A 22,374-nucleotide genomic window follows, 5' to 3' on the forward strand; every position below is an offset into this window, starting at 1 on the left:
ACCACTACCACGTAATACTAGCTCGGCGACCGGATCCCCCAGTGGCCCAAGTGCGGCGCCGTGGCCCAGGCATGCCGAAGCGCTGCCACAGGAACAGCGAGACACCCGGAGCAGCGCTTCGACAGAACGACGTCAGTCGGCGAGGGGGAGGTAGACCCGGTTGCCCTGGGCGGCGAACTCGGCGGACTTCTCCGCCATGCCTGCCAGGGCCTCGGCGTCGAACTCGGTCTCCACGGCACTGGAACCCTCGCCGTGCTCGGCGCGGATCTTCTGACTGATCTTCATCGAGCAGAACTTCGGGCCGCACATGGAGCAGAAGTGGGCCGTCTTGGCGGGTTCGGCGGGGAGGGTCTCGTCGTGGAAGGCGCGGGCGGTCTCCGGGTCGAGGGCCAGGTTGAACTGGTCCTCCCAGCGGAACTCGAAGCGGGCGTCGGAGAGGGCGTCGTCCCAGTCCTGGGCGCCGGGGTGGCCCTTGGCGAGGTCGGCGGCGTGGGCGGCGATCTTGTAGGTGATCACGCCGGTCTTGACGTCGTCGCGGTTGGGCAGGCCCAGGTGCTCCTTGGGCGTGACGTAGCAGAGCATCGCGGTGCCCCACCAGGCGATCATCGCGGCGCCGATGCCCGAGGTGATGTGGTCGTAGCCGGGGGCGACGTCGGTGGTGAGCGGGCCGAGGGTGTAGAACGGCGCCTCGTCGCAGATCTCCTGCTGGAGATCCATGTTCTCCTTGATCTTGTGCATCGGGACGTGGCCCGGGCCCTCGATCATCACCTGGACGTCGCGCTCGCGGGCGATCCGGCCGAGCTCGCCGAGGGTGCGCAGTTCGGCGAACTGCGCCTCGTCGTTGGCGTCCGCGATGGAGCCGGGGCGCAGGCCGTCGCCGAGCGAGAAGGTGACGTCGTAGCGCGCGAGGATGTCGCAGAGCTCCTCGAAGTTGCTGTAGAGGAAGTTCTCCTGGTGGTGCGCCAGGCACCAGGCGGCCATGATCGAGCCGCCGCGCGAGACGATGCCGGTCTTGCGGCGGGCGGTCAGCGGGACGTACCGGAGCAGGACGCCGGCGTGGACGGTCATGTAGTCGACGCCCTGCTCGCACTGCTCGATGACGGTGTCCCGGTACACCTCCCAGCTCAGGTCCTCGGCCTTGCCGTCGACCTTCTCCAGGGCCTGGTAGAGCGGCACGGTGCCGATCGGCACGGGGGAGTTGCGCAGGATCCACTCGCGGGTGGTGTGGATGTTGCGGCCGGTGGAGAGGTCCATGACGGTGTCGGCGCCCCAACGGGTGGCCCAGGTCATCTTCTCCACCTCCTCCTCGATCGAGGAGGTGACGGCGGAGTTGCCGATGTTGGCGTTGATCTTCACCAGGAAGTTGGTGCCGATGATCGCCGGCTCCACCTCGGGGTGGTTCACGTTGACCGGGATGACGGCCCGGCCGCGGGCCACCTCGGCCCGCACGTACTCGGGGGCGAGGCCCTCGCGCAGCGCCACGAACTCCATCTCGGGGGTGACCACGCCCCGCTTGGCGTAGGCGAGTTGGGTGACGGCGGCACCGCCGCGGCCGCGCAGCGGGCGGCGCGGGCGGCCCGGGAAGACGGCGTCCAGGTTGCGCAGGTTCCCGCCGCGCGGCGAGGTGTGCTTGATCCCGTCGTCCTCGGGGCGCGCCTCGCGGCCGTCGTACTCCTCGACGTCGCCGCGCAGGCGGATCCAGGCGTCGCGCAGGGCGGGCAGGCCGCGCCGCACGTCGGGTTCGTAGGCCTGGTCGGTGTACGGGCCGGAGGTGTCGTACAGCGGGACGGTCCTGCCGTTGGTGAGCTGCACCTCGCGGTACGGGACCCGCAGGTCGGGCCGGGACCCTTCGCGGTAGGCCTTGCGCCAGGCCGGGGTGGGGTAGCCGGTGCCGGCGCTGGTGACGGAGGCGGTGGCGGTGGCGGCCTCGCCGGTCTCGCTGCCGCCGGCCTCGGTGCCGCTGTTCCCGGTGCTGCGGGCAGGCTGCGGCTGTGCTTCGAACGTGGTCATCTGACCTCAAACTCCCTACGCCGGCATTACCCGGTCAGGTTCCTGCGGTCGACGCAGCCGTCGGTCCGTCCGTCGACGTCCCGGTCAGCGCCCTCTCAGCCCGGTGCTCCGAGCTCCCGCGTCGGCAGGCGGTGTTGCCTGCACATGACGCCCAACACCGTAGCGAGCCGATCGCCGCAGGTCCAGCACGCCTCCGGCCGGCCGGACGCCGCGCCGGGAACGCCGAAGGCCCGGCCCCCGTCCAGGGGGCCGGGCCTCGGGCGGTTGCTCAGCCCTTGGCGGCCTTCTTCACCAGGACCACCACGGCGGCGGCGATGCCGGCGACGACCAGCACCTTGATCAGAATGCTCAGCAGGGCGCCGACGACACCGAAGACGAATCCCACGATGTTCCAGAGCAGCACCAGGACCAGCACCGGGATGACGATGTTCCGCACCCAGGAGGGCAGCGACTTCCAGAGCTCAGCCATGACCGTTCCTTCTCTCCCCGTGGGGTCGGCTGCCGTCCGGTGCCGCATCCCGCTTGCTTTCGGTACTTCGATCGTACGGGGACACGAGTGCCGGAACGAGGCCCGATGGCCCGGAGAGAACCCCTAGATCACCCCGACCCGGGGCCCCGGGGAGACCCGGGTACGGGCATCGGGGACGACCCCCGGAAAGGGCCCCGCACCCCATGCGACCAGCGGTCAGACCGGCCAGCGCTCGCCGCGCCAGGCGGCGTCCCAGAACATCCACTCGTAGCGCGAGGTGGTCGTGAAGTGCTCGACGACCCGGCGCCGTTCGGCCGGGGAGATCTCCTCGCCGAGGCGGTCGGTGAGCGCCAGCACCCGGCGGACGACGGACTGGAACGCCTCGTCGCCGTAGGTGGCGATCCACTTGGCGTACAGCGGGTCGGGGGAGCCCTGGGCGAGCAGCGCCTCGCCGACCCGGGCGTAGATCCAGTAGCAGGGCAGCACCGCGCCGACGGCCTCGGCGAAGGAGCCGCCATAGACGGTGGCCAGCAGGTAGCTGGTGTAGGCCCGGGTGGTGGGCAGCACCGGTTCGGCGGCGGCCTGCTCGGCGCTGCCGCCGAAGGCGGTCAGGAACTCGGCGTGCATGCCCTGTTCGGCGGCCAGCGCGCCGACCGCGTCGTCGGCGAAGGCCCGCACGTCCTCCTCGCCGGGCGCCTTGGCGGCGCAGACGGCGAGCGCGCGGGCGTAGTCGCGCAGGTAGTGCGAGTCCTGGACGACGAAGTGGCGGAAGGCCGCACGCGGCAGGGTGCCGTCGGTGAGGCCGCCGATGAAGGGGTGGGCGAGGATCTCGGCGTACACCGGCTCGATGGCCGCCCAGAGTTCTTCCGTCAGGCTCTTGCTCATGCCCAGGACCCTAGACGGTCGGCCGCGGCCGGCCCACGGACGGTCAGTCCCCGGCAGGTCCCCGGCCGGTTCCCGGTCGGTCCGCAGACGGTCAGCCCTCGGGCGGGGAGAACACCACCAGGACCCGCAGTTCCTCGGTGACGTGGTGGAAGCGGTGCTCGGTGCCGGCCGGGACGTAGACGACGGTGCCGCGCCCGACCGTGGCGGTCTCGGCGCCGACGGTCAGTTCGGCGCGGCCGCTGATCACCTGGTAGATCTCGTCCTGGTCGTGCGCGGTCTGCGGGTCGGTGTCGCCGGGGGAGAGCGCGTAGAGCCCGGCGGACATCCGCGGTTCGCGCAGGAAGCGCAGGTACGCGCCGTCGTTCGCCGCGCGTTCGACGTCCAGTTCGTCCAACCGGAACAGCTTCACCGCTGCTCCCCTCCTTCGTCCATCCACCGTGCGGGCCACGGGCATTCAACACCACGGGCGCCGGACCGGGGGCGCCAAGATGTCCGGCGGGAGCGCCAACATGTCCGAGGAGAGCTTCCCCCGGGGCGGCGGGGCCTGCCAGGCTTGGGCGTCATGAAGGGTTTCCTCATCAAGACAGTGATCAACGCGGTGGCCATCTGGGTCGCCGCCTGGATCGTCAACGGTATCCAACTCGCGAGCGGCAAGGCCGACCTGGGACACAAGGCCCTGACGGTGGTCGCCGTCGCCGTGGTCTTCGGCCTGGTCAACTTCCTGATCAAGCCGCTGGTCAAGCTGTTCTCGTTCCCGCTGTTCATCCTCACCCTGGGGCTGATCACCTTCGTGATCAACGCCCTGATGCTGTGGCTGACCTCCTGGGCCGCGGGGAAGCTGCACCTGGACTTCAACGTCACGGGCTTCGTGCCGGCGCTGCTCGGCTCGCTGATCATCAGCCTGGTCTCGTGGGGGCTGCACCTGGCCCTGGACGACGACTGACCTCGGCCGTGGCCGGGCACCGACTGGCCGAACCCGACCTGGCCGGTCACCGACCGGCCGAACACGAGAGGGGCCCGCGCCCGGGTGGTTCACCCGGCGCGGGCCCCTTCGTCGGTGGCGGCGGCGCGGCCACCGCTCACCCCGCGTTCTCACATCCCCGGAGGATGTCCGCGAGCTGGGCGTCGAGTTCCTGCCCGGTGATCTCCTGGCCCATCGGCACCAGCCGGTCGGTGCGCGCCAGGAAGGCGACCAGCGGCGGCGCCGAGGCCCGCAGCAGGGCGTCCCCCTCGGGGGAGTGCAGCACGATGCAGACCTCGGTGAGCTCCTCGCCGATCGGGTGGATGTGCACGTCGCCCTCGCCGGAGGGCCGGCTGATGCCGTCGAGCAGCAGCTCGCGCGCGAACACCCAGGTGACGGGTTCGTCGCCGGGCAGGTGGAAGGTGAACCGGACGGCGTACGGGTCGCCGGGCTCGTACTCCAGGTCCACCACGATGCGGAAGGAGAGCTCGTGCGAGACCACGAGGTTCATCACCAGGTGTCCCTGGACTGTGCTGTGCTGCATGGCGCCAGTACCTCTCGTGGGGCGTGGGGGGCGGCCGGGTGGGCCGTGCGGTGGGGGCGGGGGGCTTCGGATGCGGGGGGCTTCGGGCGCGGGACCGGGATCGTCAATTGCTGGGTGGGTGGCGGTTTCTGACGGTTTTGTGCAACCAATCCCTGTTAGATCACCATCGTCCACGTTTGGGGACGTAGTGGACAAGGTGTGCTTTTTCAAATGGTGAACGGACGGGATCCGTACCGGCGCGAGGAGCGTCAGAGGACGAACGACGGGCCCATCGCGCCCACGCTGCGCCGCAGTTGGCCGGCGACGACGGTCAGCCGGTCGGCCTGTTCGACCGGCAGCGACAGGGCCATGGTGGCGACCATCGGCCCGACGGTGATGGGGACGGCCGCGCAGACGGTGCCGAGCGCGTACTCCTGACGTTCCAGGACGGGCATGGTCGGCCGCAGCGAGGCGAGCCGGCGCAGGACGGCGGCCTCGCCGGTGACGGTGGAGGGGGTGAGCCCGACCGGCGGGTGGCGGGCGAGGTGGTCACGGCGCTCCTCCTCGGACAGTTGGCCGAGCAGGCACTGGCCGATGGCGTGCGCGTGGCCGGTGGCACGGAGGTCGGCCCAGGGCTGGACGGCGGGGCGGCCGGGGTCGTCGGCGACGTCCACCACGTGGATCTCGCCGTCCCGGTAGAGCGCGAAGTAGACCGGGGCCCCGAGTTCGTCCCGTAACCGCTGCATCCGCGTGCGCAGGTCGTGCCGGTCGGACTGCCGGTCGTCGGCCCGGCCTATGCCGTTGACCGACTCCCCGTAGAAGAACCGGCCGTCGGAGCGCCGGAGGTAGCCCTCGTGGGTGAGGGTGCGCAGCAGGTGGTAGGCGGTGCCGAGCGGCAGTCCGGCGGCGCGGGCCAGTTGCTTGGCGGTGGCGCCCTGCCGGAATCCCCCGACTGCCTCCAGCAGCCGCAGCGCCCGCTGGACGGAGCCGATCAGGGTGGGGCCGCGGCCTTTGCCCGGCGAGGTGGACGGCGAGGTGGACGGCGAGGTGGGCGTCGGCGGGCTGCCGGGCGGCGAGGTGGGCGTCGGCGACCTGGCGACGCGCCCGGTGCGGACCGTCCTGGACGGCTCTGCGATCTGATCCATGGCCACGTCCATCCCCCAGCCCGAGTCAATGCACAGAAAGGGCATCCGGAGCGAAGCCCTCCGATCTGCCCGATAGTGGCTCATTGCAGCACAGGGATGACCTCCCTGCAATCACTCTTACAGCGATCACTCGGCAAAATCCTTCGATTCGAAGGTAAATATCAGAATCGATCGACATTTGGAAGATCAGTTCAAGATTCACCTTCGCTATCCAAGATCTATCCGCAGTTACTCCCCGCCCCCGAACGGACGCACCGGTTCGGGCGGGTTTCGGCCGGACCGTCCCGCGGGAGACTCCCGCACAACGCTCCAGCCCCGGAGGTCGCCATGGGCCCCGACAACCGAACCCCGCCGCCCCGCCCGGTGGTGAAGCGCACCGCGCGGGCGATCCTGCTGGAGCTCGACCCGGACGACCCGTACGGCCCGGCCTCGATCGTGCTGATCCGGCGGGTCCGGCCCGGCTCGCCCCAGCCGTACTGGATCACTCCCGGCGGCGGGGTCGAACGCGGCGACCGCACCGTGGTCGAGGCGCTGCACCGCGAGGTGGACGAGGAACTCGGCGGCAAGATCGTCGACGTGGTGCCCGCCTTCGTCGACACCATCAGCCACACGCACCATGACGACGGCACCCTGCTCCACCCGCACGGGGTCAAGGTGCAGCACTTCTTCGCCTGCCGGCTCGCCTCGATGGACCTCAGCCGGCGGCACGGCCCCGAGGTGGACGAGCCCAACGGCGAGTACCAGGTGGTCCGGTTGCCGTTCACCCGCGAGGGGGTGACCTCCGTCAACGTCGTCCCGCCCCGGCTGCGGGCGTACCTGGCGGCCAACATCGAGGGCGTCCGCGCGCTGCTCGCCCCGGACCTCGGCTGACCGACCGATCACCCCGCCGCCCACTCACCCCGCCGCCCACTCACCCCGCCGCGAGGTCGCCCACCAGGTCGTGCCGGATCCGCTCGGCCGGCACGCCCGAGCGCAGCAGCACCCCGACGCCCCGGCGGACCATCGCGGGCGGCCCGCTGAGGAACGCCTCCCGCCCGGCCCACGGCCCGAACCGCCCTACCACCTCAGGGAGTTCGCCGGTCAGCGCACCCTCGGCCGGCCCGGTGCCGGAGAGCACCGGCCGCACCGTGAGCCACGGCAGCCGCCGGGCCAACTCGTCCAGCCCGTCCAGCTCGTACAGATCGGCGGCGCGGCGGGCCCCGTAGAACACGTCGACGGCGCCGACCGGCGTGCCGCGCTCGGCCACCTCCTCGACCAGCGCGCGGATCGGCGCGATGCCGGTGCCGCCGCCGAGGCAGAGCAGGTCCGCGCCGGCGACGTGGTCGGCGGTCATCGTGCCGGCCGCCGGGCCCAGCCGCAGGACGTCCCCGGGCGCGGCCCGGTGGACGAGCGCGTTGCTCACCCAGCCCGCCTGGACGGCCTTCACGTGGAAGGTCAGCAGCCCGTCCGGCCGGGGGGCCGAGGCGAACGAGAAGTGCCGCCAGACCCGCGGCCACCAGGGCGTCTCCAGACTGGTGTACTGCCCGGCCCGGTACGGGTACGCCTGGTCCGGCCGGACGGTGATCACCGCGACGTCCCGGGTGCGGCGCTCGTGCCGGACCACCTCGCCCTGCCACCAGGGCGGCGAGGTGCGGGCGGCGTCCTCGGCGGCCTCGATCATGATCGAGGAGACCAGCCGGTAGACCCGGCGCCAGGCCAGCTCGGTCTCGGCGTCCCACCGGCTGCCCGCGTACCTGGCCAGCGCCTGCACCAGGCACTCGCCCACCGGGCCGTAGTGGCCGGTCAGCGTGCCGTACCGGCGGTGGCCGCGGCCGAGCGCGCCGAGGTGGACGCGCAGGCCGGCCGGGTCGTCGGCGCTGCGGGCGGCGGCCAGCAGCGCGCGGAACAGGCGGTCCCGCTGGACGTCCATGGCGGCGGGGAAGAGCGCCCGGACCTCGGGGTGGTGCAGGAAGATCAGCGCGTAGAAGTGCGCGGTGGCGCGGTCGGCGACCGGCTCGACGACCGCCAGGCTGGCCCGGATCAGCTCCACGTCCCGTACGGTGAGCGGCTGTTCGACGGCGGAGGCGCCGCGGTCGGGGGCGCTGCGGTCGGGGGCGGGCAGCGGGGCGGGCAGCGGGGCCGACAGTTGGGTCGGCCGGCCCTCGGCGGGCTCCTGCGCGGCCCAGGCCCTGGTCCAACTGTCGCCGGGTCCAGCCCAGTTGAGGCCGGGAGCATCGGTGAACAGCGGCCGGAACGCGGGGACGGCAGGCGGCTCGGCAGGCGGCTCCGGGTAGCCGGGCGCGGGGACGGCCGGCGGCTGCACCGGCGGGGCGGGCACCCACGGGAGGGCGGGCACCGCCGGGAGGACGGCCGTCGGCGCCTCGGCCGGGATCTGCGGCGGGAGGTCCGGCGGGTCCAGCGGCATCGGCGGCCGTTCGGGCCCCGCCCCGGACGCCATCGCGGCTGCCATCCCGGCCACCGTCACCTCAGCCGTCACGTGCGCCATCGGGTCTGCCGTCGGGTCCGCCGCCATGTCCGCCGGGAGCTCCGGCAGGCCCGGGACGGAGGCGGCGCCCGCCGAGCCGTGCCCGGTGCGGACCAGAAGTGTTCTGCGGGACTTCACCGCAACGTTTCGAGTACCCAAGAGAATCGTTTCGCCTCCGGCCGGCCTGCGTCGCCACCTGGCTTGTCTCTGCTGACGCCTAGGCAGCGTGGCACGCCCGACCTGCTCATCCGACAAATCACGCGAAGCCCGGACACCCGGGCCCGGGACGCGCTACTCTCCCTCGATTCGCGCCCCGTCGCCCTGGGTGCGGAGCACGCCACCCAGGGCGACCGAGCCGTGCTCAGAGCTGCCGCAGCAGCGTCCCCGGCCGCTCCACGCAGTCCGCGACGAACCGCAGGAAGCCGCCCGCCGTCCCGCCGTCGCAGACCCGGTGGTCGAAGGTGAACGACAGCTGCACGACCTCGCGCACCGCCAACTCCCCCTCGTGCACCCAGGGTTTGGCGACGATCCGGCCGACCCCGAGCATCGCCGCCTCGGGGTGGTTCAGGATCGGGGTGGAGCCGTCCACGCCGAACACCCCGTAGTTGTTCAACGTGAAGGTGCCGCCGGTCAGTTCGGCCGGGGTGAGCGAGCCGTCGCGCGCCGCCTCGGTCAACCGGCCCAGCTCCTCGCCGAGTTGCTCGGTGGTGCGGGCGTGGGCGTCCCGCACCACCGGGACGACCAGACCCCGCTCGCCCTGCGCGGCGAAGCCCAGGTGCACCGCCGAGTGCCGGATGATGCCCGAACCGTCCTCCGTCATAATGGAGTTGAGTTCCGGGAAGCGGGCCAGCGCGACCGTACAGATCCGGGCGAGCAGCGCCAGCACGCTCACCTTCGGGCCCGGGTCGGCATTCAACTGCCGCCGCAGCAACATCAGTTCGGTGGCATCGGTGTCCACCCAGCAGGTCACGGCGGGGATCTCCCGGTGGCTGCGGCTGAGCTTCTCGGCCACCGCCTTGCGCAGCCCGCGCAGCGGGACGACGCCCTCCCGCGCCACCGGCGCCGGAGCCGTCGGGGCCGCCGCCTTCACCGCGACCGCCCGTTCGACGTCCGCACGCATGATCAGCCCGTCCGGGCCGCTGCCGGAGAGCGCGGCCAGGTCGACCCCCTGCTCCCGGGCCAGCCGCCGCACCAGCGGCGAGATCACCGGCACCACGCCCGGAACGGTCCGCACCACCAGCGCGGGAGCAGCAACAACAACCGGAACAGCAACAGGAACAGCACCCCCCACCCGGCGCCGCCGCCCGCCCTTCCCCGGCTCGGCGACCCCGTACCCGACCAGCGGCCGCTCCACCTCCGCCGCCGCCTCGGCCAGCATCCCGGCCGCCGCCTCGGCCAGCAGCGAGGCCCCGTCCGCCGGAGCCACCGCGACCGTCACCAGCGGCGCGCCCACGGCGATCTCCTCGCCCTCCTCGCCGTACCGGGCGGTGACCACCCCGCCGTACGGGCAGGGCACCTCCACCACGGCCTTGGCGGTCTCCACCTCCACCACCGGCTGGTCGACCGCGATCACCTCGCCGACCTCGACCAGCCACCGCACCACCTCGGCCCCGGTGAGTCCCTCACCGAGGTCGGGCAGCCGGAACTCGCGCACGACGGGCATCATCCTCGGTCCTCCCACTGCAGCCGGGCGACCGCGTCCAGGATCCGGTCCACCCCGGGCAGGTGGTGGTGCTCCAGCATCGGCGGCGGGTACGGGATGTCGAAGCCGGTCACCCGCAGCACGGGCGCGGCCAGGTGGTGGAAGCAGCGCTCGGTGACCCGGGCGGCGATCTCCGCACCGGTGCCGCCGAAGCCGCTCGCCTCGTGCACCACCACGGCCCGGCCGAGCGAGCGCACCACCCGGCAGACCGTCTCGTCGTCGAACGGCACCAGGGTGCGCAGGTCCAGCACCGCGAGGTCCCAGCCCTCGGCCTTCGCCGTCTCGGCCGCCTCCAGGCAGACCGGCAGCGAGGGCCCGTAGGTGATCAGCACGGCGGAGGTGCCGGCCCGCCGCAGCACGGCCCGGCCGATCGGCTCGACCGGCGCGGCCGGGTCGAACCCGTCCTTGCCCCAGTAGAGCCGCTTGGGCTCCAGGAAGACCACCGGGTCGTCGGAGGCGATCGAGGCCCGCAGCAGCCCGTACGCGTCGGCGACCGTCGCCGGGGTGACCACGTGCAGGCCGGGGGTGGCCGCGTAGTACGCCTCGGAGGCGTCGCTGTGGTGCTCGACCCCGCCGATGCCGCCGCCGTACGGGATGCGGACGGTGATCGGCAGCGGGAGCCGCCCGGCCGTGCGGTTGCGCATCTTGGCGACGTGCGAGAACAGTTGCTCCAGCGCCGGGTAGGCGAAGGCGTCGAACTGCATCTCGACGACCGGGCGCAGCCCGTACATCGCCATGCCGATCGCGGTGCCGAGGATGCCGGCCTCGGCCAGCGGGGTGTCCAGGCAGCGGTCGGGGCCGAACTCGGCGGTCAGCCCGTCGGTGATCCGGAAGACGCCGCCGAGCGCGCCGACGTCCTCGCCGAGCACGTGCACCGCCGGGTCCTCGCGCAGGGCGTCGCGCAGCGCCGCGTTGAGCGCCTGCGCCATGGTCGCCGTACGGGTCGGTGTGGCCGTCTGGTTCATCAGTGCTGCACCTCGGCCTCGGCGGCCAGCTCGGCGGACAACTGGGCGGCCTGTTCCCGCAGTTGCGGGGTCGGCTCGGCGAAGACATGGGTGAACAGCGCCATCGGGTCCAGCTCGGGGTCGGCGTGGAACTCTGCCCGCATCCGGGCCGCCAGCGCCTCCGCCTCGTCGGCCGCCGACTGCACCAGCGCGTCGTCCAGGACGCCGAGTTCGCGCAGCGAGCGGTCCATCAGCAGGATCGGGTCGTACTCCCGCCAGGCGGCCACCTCCGGATCGGTGCGGTAGCGGGTGGCGTCGTCGGCGTTGGTGTGCGCCTCGACCCGGTAGGTGAGCGCCTCGACCAGGGTCGGGCCGCCGCCGGTCCTGGCCCGCTCGACCGCCTCGGTCAGGACGCCGTGCACGGCGGGCGCGTCGTTGCCGTCCACCAGCCGGCCCGGCATGCCGTAGCCGACGGCCTTGTGGGCGAGGGTGGGCGCGGCGGACTGCGCGCTGAGCGGGACGGATATCGCGTAGCCGTTGTTCTGCACCAGGAAGACCACCGGTGCCTGGAGCACCGCGGCGAAGTTCAGCGCCTCGTGGAAGTCGCCCTCGCTGGTGCCGCCGTCGCCGAGCATGGCCAGTGCGACCACCGGCTCGCCGGCCAGCCGGGCGGCGTGCGCCAGCCCGACGGCGTGCGGGGCCTGGGTGGCGAGCGGGGTGCAGAGCGGGGCGGTGCGGGTGGCGCGCGGGTCGTAGCCGGTGTGGGCGGTGCCGCGCAGCAGGGTCAGCGCCTCCAGCGGGTCGACGCCCCGGGAGACCACCGCGAGGGTGTCGCGGTAGCTGGGGAACAGCCAGTCGGCCTCGCCGAGCACCAGCGCGGCGGCGACCTGGCAGGCCTCCTGGCCGGTGGACGCCGGGTAGACGGCCAGCCGGCCCTGCTTGGTCAGGGTGGTGGCCTGCTGGTTGAAGCGGCGGCCGACCACCAGGCGGCGGTACAGCTCGCGCAGCAGTGCGGGGTCGTACTTCTCCAGCGCGGGGGTGCCGAGCACCCGGACCGGTGAGGCGTCCGGGAGCAGGGGGGCCGGGTCGGTCCGCGGGGCGGTGGCCCCGGGGGTCCAGCCGGGCACCGCCGTGTGGTGTCTGTGGTCGAGAACGGTCATCTCGGGGCACCTCCTGGGGTGGCGGGGGCTCCCTACCGATTGTTCGGTCGTCTGTTCATCTTGACCAGAAGCGTGACAAGGTGGTGGACATTCGGCCTGAGCGGCGGTCGACTGGTGGCAGTGTGTCCAATCGGCGAGGGTGGGGGGTCATGTCGGCTGAACAGATGTCCAGACTCGACCGGGTCGACCGTTCGATCCTGCGGCTGCTGCAGCAGGACGGCCGCGCCTCGATCCGCTCGGTGGCCGAGCGGGTGCACGTGTCCCGGGCGAACGCCTACGCCCGGATCTCCAGGATGGTCGAGGACGGCATCATTCGCGGCTTCACCGCCCGCGTCGACCACGAACGGGCAGGTCAGGGCGCGTCCGCGTACATCACCCTGAAGATCGTCCAGAACTCCTGGCGCACGGTCCGGGGGCAGCTGCTGGAGCTCCCCGGGGTCGCCCACATCGCCCTGGTCGGCGGAGACTTCGACGTCCTGCTGCTGGTGCACACCGCGGACAACCACGCGCTGCGGGAGCTGGTGCTGGGCAGCATCCAGTCCATCCCCCAGGTGCTCGGCACCCGGACCATGCTGATCTTCGAGGAGACCGACCAGGTCCCCCCGGACTGACGGCCGGGCCACCGGCCGGCCGGTGGCGGCTACCGCGCGCGCAGCCCGTCGAAGGCCAGGTGGACGACCGCGTCCGCGACGCCGTCGGTGCCCTTGAGGCCCGGCCGGTACCACTCCACGATCGAGTTGATCATCCCGAACAGCAGCCGGGTGGCCAACCGCGGCTCGACGTCCGCGCGCAGCGCACCGTCCGCGACCGCCGCCCGCAGCAGCTCGGCGACCTGGTGGTCGAACTCCCGGCGCCGCTCCAGCGCCCACTGCTCGGTCACCGTGTTCCCGCGCACCCGCAGCAGCAGTGTCACGTACGGCAGTTCCGCGAGCAGCACCTCGGCGGTGCGGCGCACCACGTGCTCCAACCGCTCCACCGCCGGGCCCCGCACCGCCGCCGGCTCGGCCAGGATCGCGAACAGCCCGTCCAGCGCCCGCCCGACGGCCAGCCGCAGCAGCTCCTCCTTGCCGCGGACGTGGTGGTAGATGGACGACTTGGAGATCCCGGCCGCCCGGGACAGGTCCTCCATCGAGGTGCCGTCGTAGCCGCGCTCGTTGAACACGTCGACGGTCACCGCGAGCAGTGACTCCACGGTGTAGGCGGTACGCGTGCTGTGATCGGCCATCCTCCGAGTATCCCCGGCCGCCCCGCGCCGTACGCGATCGGGTCGGTTGGTCCACACCAGGCCCCGATGCGCAGGCCCTAGACTCGGCGGACGATCGTCCACGTCCAGCAGGGTGGGGTCCAGTCCGAATGAACGCAATACCGGCCGTCGCCTCCGACGTGCCCGAGCAGCGCAGCGATGATCCGGGGGGCGTGCCCGGCAGCGGCTGGCGGGAAGGCGCCCGCGCCCTGGTGGTCCGGTTCGGGCCGGCGGTGTGGTGCTACGCGGTGCTGAAGCTGATCGGCTTCACCGTCTTCATGAAGCTGCTCTCCTTCTCCGGCGACTACCTCAAGAAGCCGGCCCGGTTCGGCGGCGGCGCCAACCCCTGGGACGTGCTGGCCACCTGGGACGGCTGGTGGTACCAGCAGGTGGCCCAGTTCGGCTACCACCCGGCGCTGGTCACGATCCCCAACGGCCCGGTCGGCTTCTCCGTCGAGCAGAACTCCGCCGCGTTCTTCCCGCTCTACCCGGGCCTGATGCGGATGACCTCGGACGTCACCGGCCTCGGCCTGTACGGCGCCGGGATGCTGGTGTCGGTGGTGGCCTCGCTGTTCGCCGCCGCCGGGATCTACGCCGTGGTGGACCGGATGGCCGGCCCCAGGGCGGGCGTGATCGCGGCCGGGATCTGGGCGATCGCCCCGGGCTCGGGCGCCGAGTGGGCGGTCTACTCGGACTCCACCTTCGTCGCGCTGGCCGCCTGGGCCTGCTACTGCGTGATGACCAAGCAGTGGGTCGCCGCCGGGGTGATCACCCTGGTCACCGGGCTCAACCGGCCGACCGCCGCGGCGCTGATAGGCGCGGTCGGCCTGGCCGCGCTGGTGGAGCTGTACCGGCGCGAGAGCGGCGTCCTGCGCCCGCTGACCGCGATGCTGCTGGCCCCGGTCGGCCTGCTCGGCTACGTGGCCTGGGTGGGCTGGCGGATGGGCGAGTGGGGCGGCTACTTCCGGCTCCAGCACGACGCCTGGCTGCACTACTTCGACTGGGGCCAGGGCACCTGGCACGCGATCCGCGGCGTACTGCTGGGCCGCAACGACTACCCGTTCGCGTTCCCGGTGCCGGACCTCTTCGCCACCCTGATCGTGCTCACCCTGCCCGTGCTGATCGTGCTGCTGATCCGGCTGCGCCCGCCGCTGGTGCTCACCGCCTACACGCTGGCCACGATCGTCTCGGTGCTGGGGAGCCTCGGCATCTTCGGCAACGTCTCGCGCTACCTGCTGCCGGCGTTCCCGCTGCTGATCGCGCTCGCGGTGGCGATGCGCAAGCTCAGCTGGCCGGTGCTGGCCGCGGTGCTGGGGTTCGGCGCGGTCGCCTCCGGCTGGTACGCGGGGTACGTCATCTTCGAGCTGGGCGTGCCGTAGGCCCTGCCCGGCACCGGCCCACGGGGGCGCGTCCACCACGGACGCGCCCCCGCGCGTTTTCCGGACACCGCGCCCGCGCGTTTCCGGACACCGCCCCCGTGCGTTTTCCCGGATTCCGTCCCCTGCACCCTCTTGAGCCGACCGATCGTTCGGTTACCCTGTGACGTGTCCCGTCCTCCCTCCTGAGGAGCGCACAGATGTCCGCAGCGGTCACCCACCCCCTCGTCGGCGAGCTGGTCGAGCGCCACCAGGCCACCCTGGACGCCGCCCTCGACGCCGCCGCCAAGCGCGACTACTGGTCGCCCTACCCCGAGTTCCCGAAGGCGTACGGCGAGAGCGGCCCGGCGGACGGCAAGGCCGCCTTCGACGCCCTGCTCGGCAAGCCGTTCACCCTCGACGGCCACCCCGCCGACGGCGACCTGGTCGGCGGCGAAGCCTCCCCGTACGGCATCGAGCTGGGCATCGGCTACCCGCACGCCGAGCCGGACGCGCTGATCGCCGCGCTGAGCGCCGCCCGGCCCGACTGGGCCGCCGCCACCCCGCTGGAACGCGCCGCCGTCTGCCTGGAGATCCTGCACCGGATCAACGCCCGCTCCCACGAGTTCGGCCAGGCCGTCATGCACACCACCGGCCAGGCCTACGGCATGGCCTTCCAGGCCGGCGGCCCGCACGCCCAGGACCGCGGCCTGGAGGCGGTCACCTACGCCTACGCCGAGCAGACCCGGCTGCCCCGCCGGGCCGGCTGGACCAAGCCCCAGGGCAAGCGCGAACCGCTGGTGATGACCAAGGAGTTCACCGTCGTCCCGCGCGGCCTCGCGCTGCTGGTCGGCTGCAACACCTTCCCCACCTGGAACGGCTACCCCGGCCTGTTCGCCTCGTTGGCCACCGGCAACCCGGTGCTGGTCAAGCCGCACCCGCGCGCCGTGCTGCCACTCGCGCTGACCGTCCGGACCGCCCGCGAGGTGCTCGCCGAGGCCGGCTACGACCCCAACCTGGTCTGCCTGGCCGTCGAGCACGAGGGCGGCACCGTCGCCCAGACCCTCGCCGTCCGCCCCGAGATCCGGCTGATCGACTACACCGGCTCCACCGCCTTCGGCGACTGGCTGGAGGAGCACGCCAAGCAGGCCGAGGTGTACACCGAGAAGGCCGGCGTCAACGCGGTCGTCATCGACTCCACCGACGACTACAAGGGCATGCTCGGCAACCTGGCCTTCGCCCTCTCGCTCTACAGCGGCCAGATGTGCACCACCCCGCAGAACCTGCTGATCCCGCGCGGCGGCATCGCCACCGACCAGGGCGACAAGTCCTACGACCAGGTCGTCGCCGACCTCGCCGCCGCCATCGACGGCCTGCTCTCCGACGACGCCCGCGCCGCCGCCATCCTCGGCGCCGTGGTCAACCCGGGCGTGCTGCAGCGCTCGGCCGCCGCGGCCGGCGGCGAGTACGGCGAGCTCGCCCTCGCCCCGCGCGCGGTGACCTCGCCGGACTTCCCCGGCGCGACCGTCCGCACCCCCGCGCTGGTCAAGCTGGACGCCGACAAGCCGGACGACCGCGCGGTCTTCCGCACCGAGTGCTTCGGCCCGGTCTCCTTCGCCGTCGCCGTCGAGTCCACCCCCGCCGCCGTCGAACTGCTGCGCACCACGGTCCGCGACAAGGGCGCCATGACCGCCTCCGGCTACACCACCTCGCCCGAGGTGGAGGGCCTGCTGGTGGCGGCCGCGCTCGACGCCGGCGTCTCGCTCTCGCTCAACCTGACCGGCGGCGTCTACCCCAACCAGACCGCCGCCTTCTCCGACCTGCACGGCACCGGTGCCAACCCGGCCGCCAACTCGGCCTACTGCGACGGCGCGTTCGTCGCCAACCGGTTCCGTACCGTGGAGGTCCGCCGGCACGGCTGAGCGCCGTCCCGGCCCCGTCCGATCCGCTCCGGGCCCCGGCGGTCACCCACCGCCGGGGCCCGGCGGTTCACAGCTCCCCGCGGGCCCTGGATGATGGAGTCTGGGAGAACGCCGGACACGGCGTCCAACCGCCCTCCGAACACCGGGAGCTGACACATGACCGCGAAGCCGACGACCGCCACCGACATCCTGATCGTCGGTGCCGGACCGACCGGACTGCTACTGGCCGGCGATCTCGCCGCGGCCGGGGTCGGCGTCACCGTCCTGGAGAAGCGCGGCGCCGAGTCCAACCTGACCCGGGCCTTCGCCGTGCACGCCCGCAGCCTGGAGCTCCTGGACGCCCGCGGCCTCGCCGACGACCTCATCGCCACCGGCCGCCCGGTCACCGGCCTGAGGATGTTCGACCGCTTCGGCATCGACCTGAGCTCGCTGCCCACCCGCTTCCCGTTCGTCCTGATCACGCCGCAGTACCACGTCGAACGGCTGCTCCAGGAGCGCGCCGAGCAGGCCGGCGCGACCATCCTGCGCGGCGCCGAGGTCACCGCCCTGCGCCAGGACGCCGAGGGCGTCACCCTGGAGACCCGCGACGGGAACACCTTCACCGCCCGGTACGCGGTCGGCACCGACGGCGTCCGCTCCACCGTGCGCGACCTGCTCGGCATCCCGTTCCCCGGCGAATCCGTGGTCGACTCCGTGATGCTCGCCGACGTCCGGCTGGAGCGCGAGCCCGCCGACACCATCACCGTCGGCGCCAACGAGACCGGCTTCTCCTTCCTCGCCCCCTTCGGCGACGGCTGGTACCGGCTGATCGCCTGGGACCGCAAGGAGCGGCAACCGGACGGCACCACCCCCTCGCCGGAGCGCCTCGCCGCCATCGCCCGGACCACCCTCGGCGAGGACTACGGCCTGCACGACGTCCGCTGGAGCTCCACCTTCCACAGCGACGAGCGCCAGGCCCCCAACTACCGCTCCGGCCGGGTCTTCCTGGCCGGCGACGCCGCGCACTGCCACTCCCCGGCCGGCGGCCAGGGCATGAACACCGGCCTCCAGGACGCCGCCAACCTGTCCTGGAAGCTCGCCGCCGCCCTCCAGGGCCGCGCCACCGACGCCCTGCTCGACACCTACCAGAGCGAACGGCACCCGGTCGGCCGGACGGTGCTGCGCACCTCCGGCGCGCTGATCCGGCTCGCCCTCGCCGAGTCCGCCCCCACCCGCGCACTGCGCGGGGCGCTCACCACGCTCGGCGGCCACCTCGACCTGGTCACCGAGCGCGGCGCCCGGATGGTCTCCGGCATCGACATCTCCTACCCGGCCCCGAAGGACGCCCACCCGCAGGTCGGCAAGCGCGTCCCGGACCTGCGGCTGACGGCGCTGCGCAAGCCCGTCGAGGGCGCCCCGGCCGCCCCCGAGCGGCTCTACGAGGCGCTGCGCGCGGGGAAGTTCGTCCTGGTCAGCAACGACGAGCTGGCCGCCGCCGAGCCCTGGGCGGACCGCATGGTCACCGCCGCCCCGGCCGACCCGCACGGCAAGCTGCGCGACACCGTCCTGCTGATCCGCCCGGACGGCTACGCCGCCTGGGGCGCCGTCGACCCCGGCCAGGGCGAGCTCCGCACCGCCCTCACCGCCTGGCTCGGCACCCCCTGACCCCCGCCGGGGGGGGGGGGGGGGGCCCCCCCCCCCCCCCCCCCCCCCCCCGGCCCGCCGTCAGGGCTTCCAGGCCCTCCGCCATACCCGCCCGGCCCCCTCCGTCGGTCCCTCCCGGCCCGACGTCAGAGCAGCTGCCGGGCCGCGCCTTTCACATAGTTCCGCGCCACCCGCGCCCGATTTCCGCGCGTCGTCATTCGGCCCACGCCGGCCGTGCTTCCCGCCCGGCCCCACCCGATTCCACGTCCGTCCCTTCCGCCCCCCCACCGGTAGGGACCGGTTCCGGAATCCGGGCCATTCACTGTATGGAATCCCCGCATTCCGGGTGTCCACAGTTGACTGTTTTTTAGCAACGAATTGCTTGACCATGAGCCACTTTGCGCACTGGTTCTGTCATGTTCTAGCCAGCGTTTTCGACTCCGGAACGCTCTGGCCCCTTGCCGGCCCCCACAGCCGGCCAGAGGAGGATCCGTTGCGCCCCCGCTCCCTTGCCCTCGCCGCGGCGATAGCCGTACTGCCGCTGACCGCCGTCTCGCTCGGTGTCTCCACCGCGCAGGCCGCCCCCGCTCCCCGTGTCGCGCTCCCGAACACCGTCAACCCGGCGGTGGCCCACTCGGAGAAGAAGGGCGACGTCCCGGCCGAGCAGCAGATCTCGGTGGCCGTCAGCCTGAAGCTGCGTGACACCGCCGCCCTGGACCACTTCCTCACCGCGGTCGCCACCCCCGGCACCCCCGAGTTCGGCAAGTACCTGACGCCGGAGCAGTTCACCGCCCGGTTCGGGCCGACCCAGGCCGCCGTCGACCAGGTCAAGACCTACCTGGCCGCCCAGGGCCTGACCGTCACCGAGGTGAGCGCCAACCGCCAGGTGGTCAGCGCCCACGGCACCAACGCGCAGATCTCGCAGGCCTTCGGCACCCACGAGAGCTCCTACGTCGACCCGCAGCTGCAGCGCGCCTTCTTCGCCAACGACGCCGCCGCCTCCGTCCCGGCCGACCTGGCCGACGTGGTCCAGGGCGTGAGCGGCCTGGACAACCACGCGGTCCGCAAGAACCGCCTGGCCAAGCCGAACTCGGTCACCCCGCACACGGCCTCCTCGACCCCGAGCGGCTTCGGCCCGTCGCAGTACGACGGCGCCTACAACCTGAACAAGACCGGCGCCGACGGCACCGGCACGACGGTCGCCCTCTGGGAGTTCGACGGCTACTCGTCCTCCAACCTGACCACCTACGACTCGCAGTACGGCCTGTCCGGCCCGGCCGTCTCCACGGTCTCGGTGGACGGCGCCAACTACGACTCCGCCCCCGGCCAGGGCCAGGGCGAGGTCGAGCTGGACAGCGAGATCGTCCGCGGCGCGGCGCCGAAGGCGACCCAGCTGGTCTACGAGGCGCCCAACAGCGACCAGGGCGAGATCGACATGGCCAACAAGATCGTGGCCGACAACCAGGTCTCGGTCATCTCGATCTCGTGGGGCTCCTGCGAGCCGGACACCACCGCCGCCTCGATGACGGCCGTGGACAACGCCTTCAAGCAGGCCGCCGCCCAGGGCATCTCGATCTTCTCCGCCTCCGGTGACGACGGCTCCCGCGACTGCACCCGCTCCACCAGCGGCTCGTCGGTCAAGGCGGTCGACTTCCCGGCGTCCAGCCCGCACCAGACCGGCGTCGGCGGCACCAACCTCCAGGTGTCCGGCACCTCGTACTCCTCGGAGAGCGCCTGGAGCGGCGCCGGCGGCGGCGTCTCCACCGTGTTCGGCAAGCCGACCTGGCAGACCGGCACCGGCACCATGCGCACCGTCCCGGACGTCTCCTCCAACGCCGACCCGGCGAGCGGCTTCGCGATCTACACGGCCGGCTCCTGGCAGGTCTACGGCGGCACCAGTGCGGCGGCGCCGCTGTGGGCCGGCTACGCGGCCCAGTTCAACCAGAAGGCCAAGGCGGCCGGCCAGCCGGTCCTGGGCGAGGCGAGCCCGAAGCTGTACGCGGTCGCGAACAGCAGCAACTACTCGGGTGCCTTCCACGACGTGACCAGCGGCTCCAACCAGGACTTCCCGGCCGGGACGGGCTACGACCAGGTCACCGGCTGGGGCACCCCGATCGCCGACGGCCTGACCACCGCCCTGCTCGGCGGCGGCTCCACCACCCCGCCCGGCGGCTGCACCGCGGCCCAGCTGGTCGGCAACGGCGGCTTCGAGACCGGCACCGCCGCCCCGTGGACCACCTCCAGCGGCGTGGTCGACAACAGCTCCTCGCAGGCGGCCCACTCGGGCAGCTGGAAGGCCTGGCTGGACGGCTACGGCAGCGCCCACACCGACACCCTGTCGCAGACCGTCTCGGTGCCGGCCGGCTGCAAGTCCGCCAGCCTCACCTTCTGGCTGCACATCGACACCGCGGAGACCGGCACCACCGCGTACGACAAGCTGACCGTCCAGGCCAACGGCACCACGCTGGCGACGTACTCCAACGTCAACGCCGCCGCCGGCTACGTGAAGCGCACCCTGGACCTCTCCTCCTTCGCCGGCAAGAGCGTGACCATCAAGTTCACCGGCACCGAGGACGGCTCCAACCAGACCAGCTTCGTGATCGACGACGTCGCGCTGAACGTCAACTGACCACCAGCGGGTAGCACCACCTGACCCCCGCCGGGGCGGCGCCGACAGGGCCCGCCCCGGCGGTGTGCGTCCGCCCGGCGCGGCGGGCGGCGCGGGCGTGTGTTTCCGAACTGTTTCAAGATCACTAACCCTTCGGTTCACCTGCCGTGACCCCTGTCATACGCACGACTGATGACGTAGCCTCTCGACCGTGCATAGGGTTCCCCAAAGCTCGGTGAAGCCGTCGGCGGCGAGCCTCGGCGCCGGCCAGGCCCCTCCGAACTCACCTGGCGGGGAGGGTCACCGCATGGCCGCACAGCAGCCTCAGGACTCCGCGCGACTCCGGCTGGTCGGACTGCGCCCGGAGCGCCCCGGCCCGTCCGCACCCGCACCGCCTCCGGCACCCGCGCACGCCGGGCGGGCCACCGCCCCGGGCGGCTTCGCGGACACCCTGCACCTGGCCATCGAGGCCAGCGGCCTCAGCCTGGACAGGATCAGAGCCGCCCTCACCCAACGCGGCGTCAGAGTCAGCGTCACGACGCTGAGTTACTGGCGGCGCGGGCGCAGCCAGCCCGAACGGGCCAGCTCGCTGAGGGCCGTCCACCTGCTGGAGGAACTGCTCGGACTGCCGCACAGCGCGCTCACCTCGCTGCTCGGCCCGCCCCGCCCGCGCGGCCGCTGGGCCGCCGTCGCGAACACCTGCCACCTCGGCCTGGAGGACGTCTGGCCGGGCGAACGGCAGATCGCGGACATCTTCGCCGAGCTGGACGCCCCGCCGCAGGGCGAACTGGAGCGGCTGAGCATCCACGACTCGTACTACGTGGACGCCGAGCGGCGCGGCAACCTGCTGCGGATGCGCCAGGTGGTGCGCGCCACCGTCGGCGGCGTGGGCCGCTGCCTGGTCGTGCACAAGGCCGACGAGGAGGCGACCGGCTGCCCGGAGATCACCTCGGTGCGGCACGGCCGACTGGGCCGGGTCCGGCGCCGCCCGGAGACCGGCCTGACCGTCGGCGAGCTGATGCTGGACCGCCCGCTGGCGCTCGGCGACAGCACGGTCTTCGAGTACGAGGTGGAGATCCCGCCGGGCGGCCCGACGCTGGAGTACAGCCGCCGCTTCGCCACCCCGGTGCGCGAGTACGTGCTCCAGGTGCACTTCGACCCGGCGGCCGTCCCCGCACACTGCGAGCGCTACGACCGCGAGCCGGGCGCGGACGTCGACCACCGCCGCGAGCAGCTCTGGATCGGCGCCTCCGCGAGTGCCCACGTGCTCGCCCCGGACCAGCAGCCCGGGCACATCGGCATCCGCTGGGAGTGGCAGTAGCCGCCCCCTCCCGGCGTCCAGTCATCCCTGACATCCAGC

19 protein-coding genes and 1 riboswitch are annotated in these 22,374 nt (G+C 72.8%); of the genes, 8 read left to right on the plus strand and 11 right to left on the minus strand.

Annotated elements, in window-relative coordinates; translation table 11 throughout:
- Positions 1-132 precede the first annotated feature (132 nt).
- From thiC to ACFWPT_RS18900, 4 genes are all read right to left on the minus strand, one after another.
- Positions 133-2,010: a phosphomethylpyrimidine synthase ThiC gene (gene thiC, locus ACFWPT_RS18885; protein ID WP_380482894.1), complete on the minus strand. Its 1,878-nt coding sequence runs from the start codon at positions 2,008-2,010 to the stop codon at positions 133-135.
- A riboswitch (TPP riboswitch) is annotated at positions 2,006-2,140 on the minus strand. Its footprint overlaps the gene before it by 5 nt.
- Positions 2,141-2,278: 138 nt before the next feature.
- Positions 2,279-2,479, minus strand: coding sequence for a DUF5326 family protein (locus ACFWPT_RS18890; RefSeq protein ID WP_380482896.1), 201 nt, complete (start codon positions 2,477-2,479; stop codon positions 2,279-2,281).
- Between the two features lie 216 nt (positions 2,480-2,695).
- Positions 2,696-3,364, minus strand: a complete 669-nt coding sequence (tenA, locus tag ACFWPT_RS18895; RefSeq protein ID WP_063348422.1) for a thiaminase II — start codon at positions 3,362-3,364, stop codon at positions 2,696-2,698.
- A gap of 91 nt (positions 3,365-3,455) precedes the next feature.
- Positions 3,456-3,773 (minus strand): cupin domain-containing protein, encoded by a 318-nt coding sequence (locus tag ACFWPT_RS18900; RefSeq protein WP_063348423.1) that lies wholly within the window; start codon positions 3,771-3,773, stop codon positions 3,456-3,458.
- Between the two features lie 153 nt (positions 3,774-3,926).
- Between ACFWPT_RS18900 and ACFWPT_RS18905 the strand changes: the two genes are divergently transcribed.
- On the plus strand, positions 3,927-4,307 hold the full coding sequence (locus ACFWPT_RS18905) for a phage holin family protein (protein WP_063351244.1): 381 nt from the start codon (positions 3,927-3,929) through the stop codon (positions 4,305-4,307).
- A gap of 136 nt (positions 4,308-4,443) precedes the next feature.
- Here the strand turns inward: ACFWPT_RS18905 and ACFWPT_RS18910 are convergent, their stop codons facing one another.
- Together ACFWPT_RS18910 and ACFWPT_RS18915 are read right to left on the minus strand one after the other, a co-directional pair.
- Positions 4,444-4,869: an SsgA family sporulation/cell division regulator gene (locus ACFWPT_RS18910; RefSeq protein WP_380482898.1), complete on the minus strand. Its 426-nt coding sequence runs from the start codon at positions 4,867-4,869 to the stop codon at positions 4,444-4,446.
- 248 nt (positions 4,870-5,117) lie between these two features.
- Positions 5,118-5,993, minus strand: coding sequence for an IclR family transcriptional regulator (locus tag ACFWPT_RS18915; protein ID WP_380371348.1), 876 nt, complete (start codon positions 5,991-5,993; stop codon positions 5,118-5,120).
- 327 nt (positions 5,994-6,320) lie between these two features.
- On the opposite strand from ACFWPT_RS18915, the gene ACFWPT_RS18920 reads away from it, so the two are divergent.
- Positions 6,321-6,863 carry an NUDIX domain-containing protein gene (locus tag ACFWPT_RS18920; RefSeq protein ID WP_063348425.1) on the plus strand — a complete coding sequence of 181 codons (543 nt, stop codon included), beginning with the start codon at positions 6,321-6,323 and terminating at the stop codon, positions 6,861-6,863.
- Positions 6,864-6,903: 40 nt separating this feature from the next.
- On the opposite strand, the gene ACFWPT_RS18925 is transcribed toward ACFWPT_RS18920, so the two are convergent.
- From ACFWPT_RS18925 to pdhA, 4 genes are all read right to left on the minus strand, one after another.
- Positions 6,904-8,595, minus strand: a complete 1,692-nt coding sequence (locus ACFWPT_RS18925; RefSeq protein WP_380482900.1) for a globin domain-containing protein — start codon at positions 8,593-8,595, stop codon at positions 6,904-6,906.
- A gap of 223 nt (positions 8,596-8,818) precedes the next feature.
- Positions 8,819-10,120: a dihydrolipoamide acetyltransferase family protein gene (locus ACFWPT_RS18930; protein WP_380482937.1), complete on the minus strand. Its 1,302-nt coding sequence runs from the start codon at positions 10,118-10,120 to the stop codon at positions 8,819-8,821.
- Positions 10,120-11,124 carry an alpha-ketoacid dehydrogenase subunit beta gene (locus ACFWPT_RS18935; RefSeq protein ID WP_380482902.1) on the minus strand — a complete coding sequence of 335 codons (1,005 nt, stop codon included), beginning with the start codon at positions 11,122-11,124 and terminating at the stop codon, positions 10,120-10,122. The genes ACFWPT_RS18930 and ACFWPT_RS18935 overlap by 1 nt, the downstream gene beginning before the upstream one ends.
- Positions 11,124-12,263 carry a pyruvate dehydrogenase (acetyl-transferring) E1 component subunit alpha gene (pdhA, locus tag ACFWPT_RS18940; RefSeq protein WP_063348428.1) on the minus strand — a complete coding sequence of 380 codons (1,140 nt, stop codon included), beginning with the start codon at positions 12,261-12,263 and terminating at the stop codon, positions 11,124-11,126. Before pdhA ends, ACFWPT_RS18935 begins: the two co-directional genes overlap by 1 nt.
- Before the next feature lie 164 nt (positions 12,264-12,427).
- Between pdhA and ACFWPT_RS18945 the strand changes: the two genes are divergently transcribed.
- Positions 12,428-12,874, plus strand: a complete 447-nt coding sequence (locus tag ACFWPT_RS18945; protein WP_380371340.1) for an Lrp/AsnC family transcriptional regulator — start codon at positions 12,428-12,430, stop codon at positions 12,872-12,874.
- A gap of 29 nt (positions 12,875-12,903) precedes the next feature.
- Here ACFWPT_RS18945 and ACFWPT_RS18950 read toward each other — a convergent pair whose 3' ends face one another.
- Entirely contained in the window at positions 12,904-13,488 is a 585-nt protein-coding gene (locus tag ACFWPT_RS18950) for a TetR/AcrR family transcriptional regulator (protein ID WP_063348430.1), read from the minus strand.
- 128 nt (positions 13,489-13,616) lie between these two features.
- Between ACFWPT_RS18950 and ACFWPT_RS18955 the strand changes: the two genes are divergently transcribed.
- The 5 genes from ACFWPT_RS18955 (at position 13,617) to ACFWPT_RS18975 (ending at position 22,335) form a co-directional block, all read left to right on the plus strand.
- Positions 13,617-14,885 (plus strand): hypothetical protein, encoded by a 1,269-nt coding sequence (locus ACFWPT_RS18955; protein ID WP_363368170.1) that lies wholly within the window; start codon positions 13,617-13,619, stop codon positions 14,883-14,885.
- 197 nt (positions 14,886-15,082) lie between these two features.
- On the plus strand, positions 15,083-16,783 hold the full coding sequence (gene paaN / locus ACFWPT_RS18960; RefSeq protein WP_063348432.1) for a phenylacetic acid degradation protein PaaN: 1,701 nt from the start codon (positions 15,083-15,085) through the stop codon (positions 16,781-16,783).
- Positions 16,784-16,939: 156 nt separating this feature from the next.
- The gene (locus ACFWPT_RS18965; protein WP_380482904.1) at positions 16,940-18,427 is read left to right on the plus strand and encodes an FAD-dependent monooxygenase; all 1,488 of its coding nucleotides are present in this window, start codon (positions 16,940-16,942) and stop codon (positions 18,425-18,427) included.
- A gap of 472 nt (positions 18,428-18,899) precedes the next feature.
- Positions 18,900-21,035: a protease pro-enzyme activation domain-containing protein gene (locus tag ACFWPT_RS18970; protein ID WP_380482906.1), complete on the plus strand. Its 2,136-nt coding sequence runs from the start codon at positions 18,900-18,902 to the stop codon at positions 21,033-21,035.
- A gap of 286 nt (positions 21,036-21,321) precedes the next feature.
- Positions 21,322-22,335, plus strand: a complete 1,014-nt coding sequence (locus ACFWPT_RS18975) for an XRE family transcriptional regulator (protein WP_380482908.1) — start codon at positions 21,322-21,324, stop codon at positions 22,333-22,335.
- Positions 22,336-22,374: the final 39 nt, after the last annotated feature.

Source organism: Kitasatospora sp. NPDC058478, from assembly GCF_042720345.1.
Taxonomy (GTDB): Bacteria; Actinomycetota; Actinomycetes; order Streptomycetales; family Streptomycetaceae; genus Kitasatospora.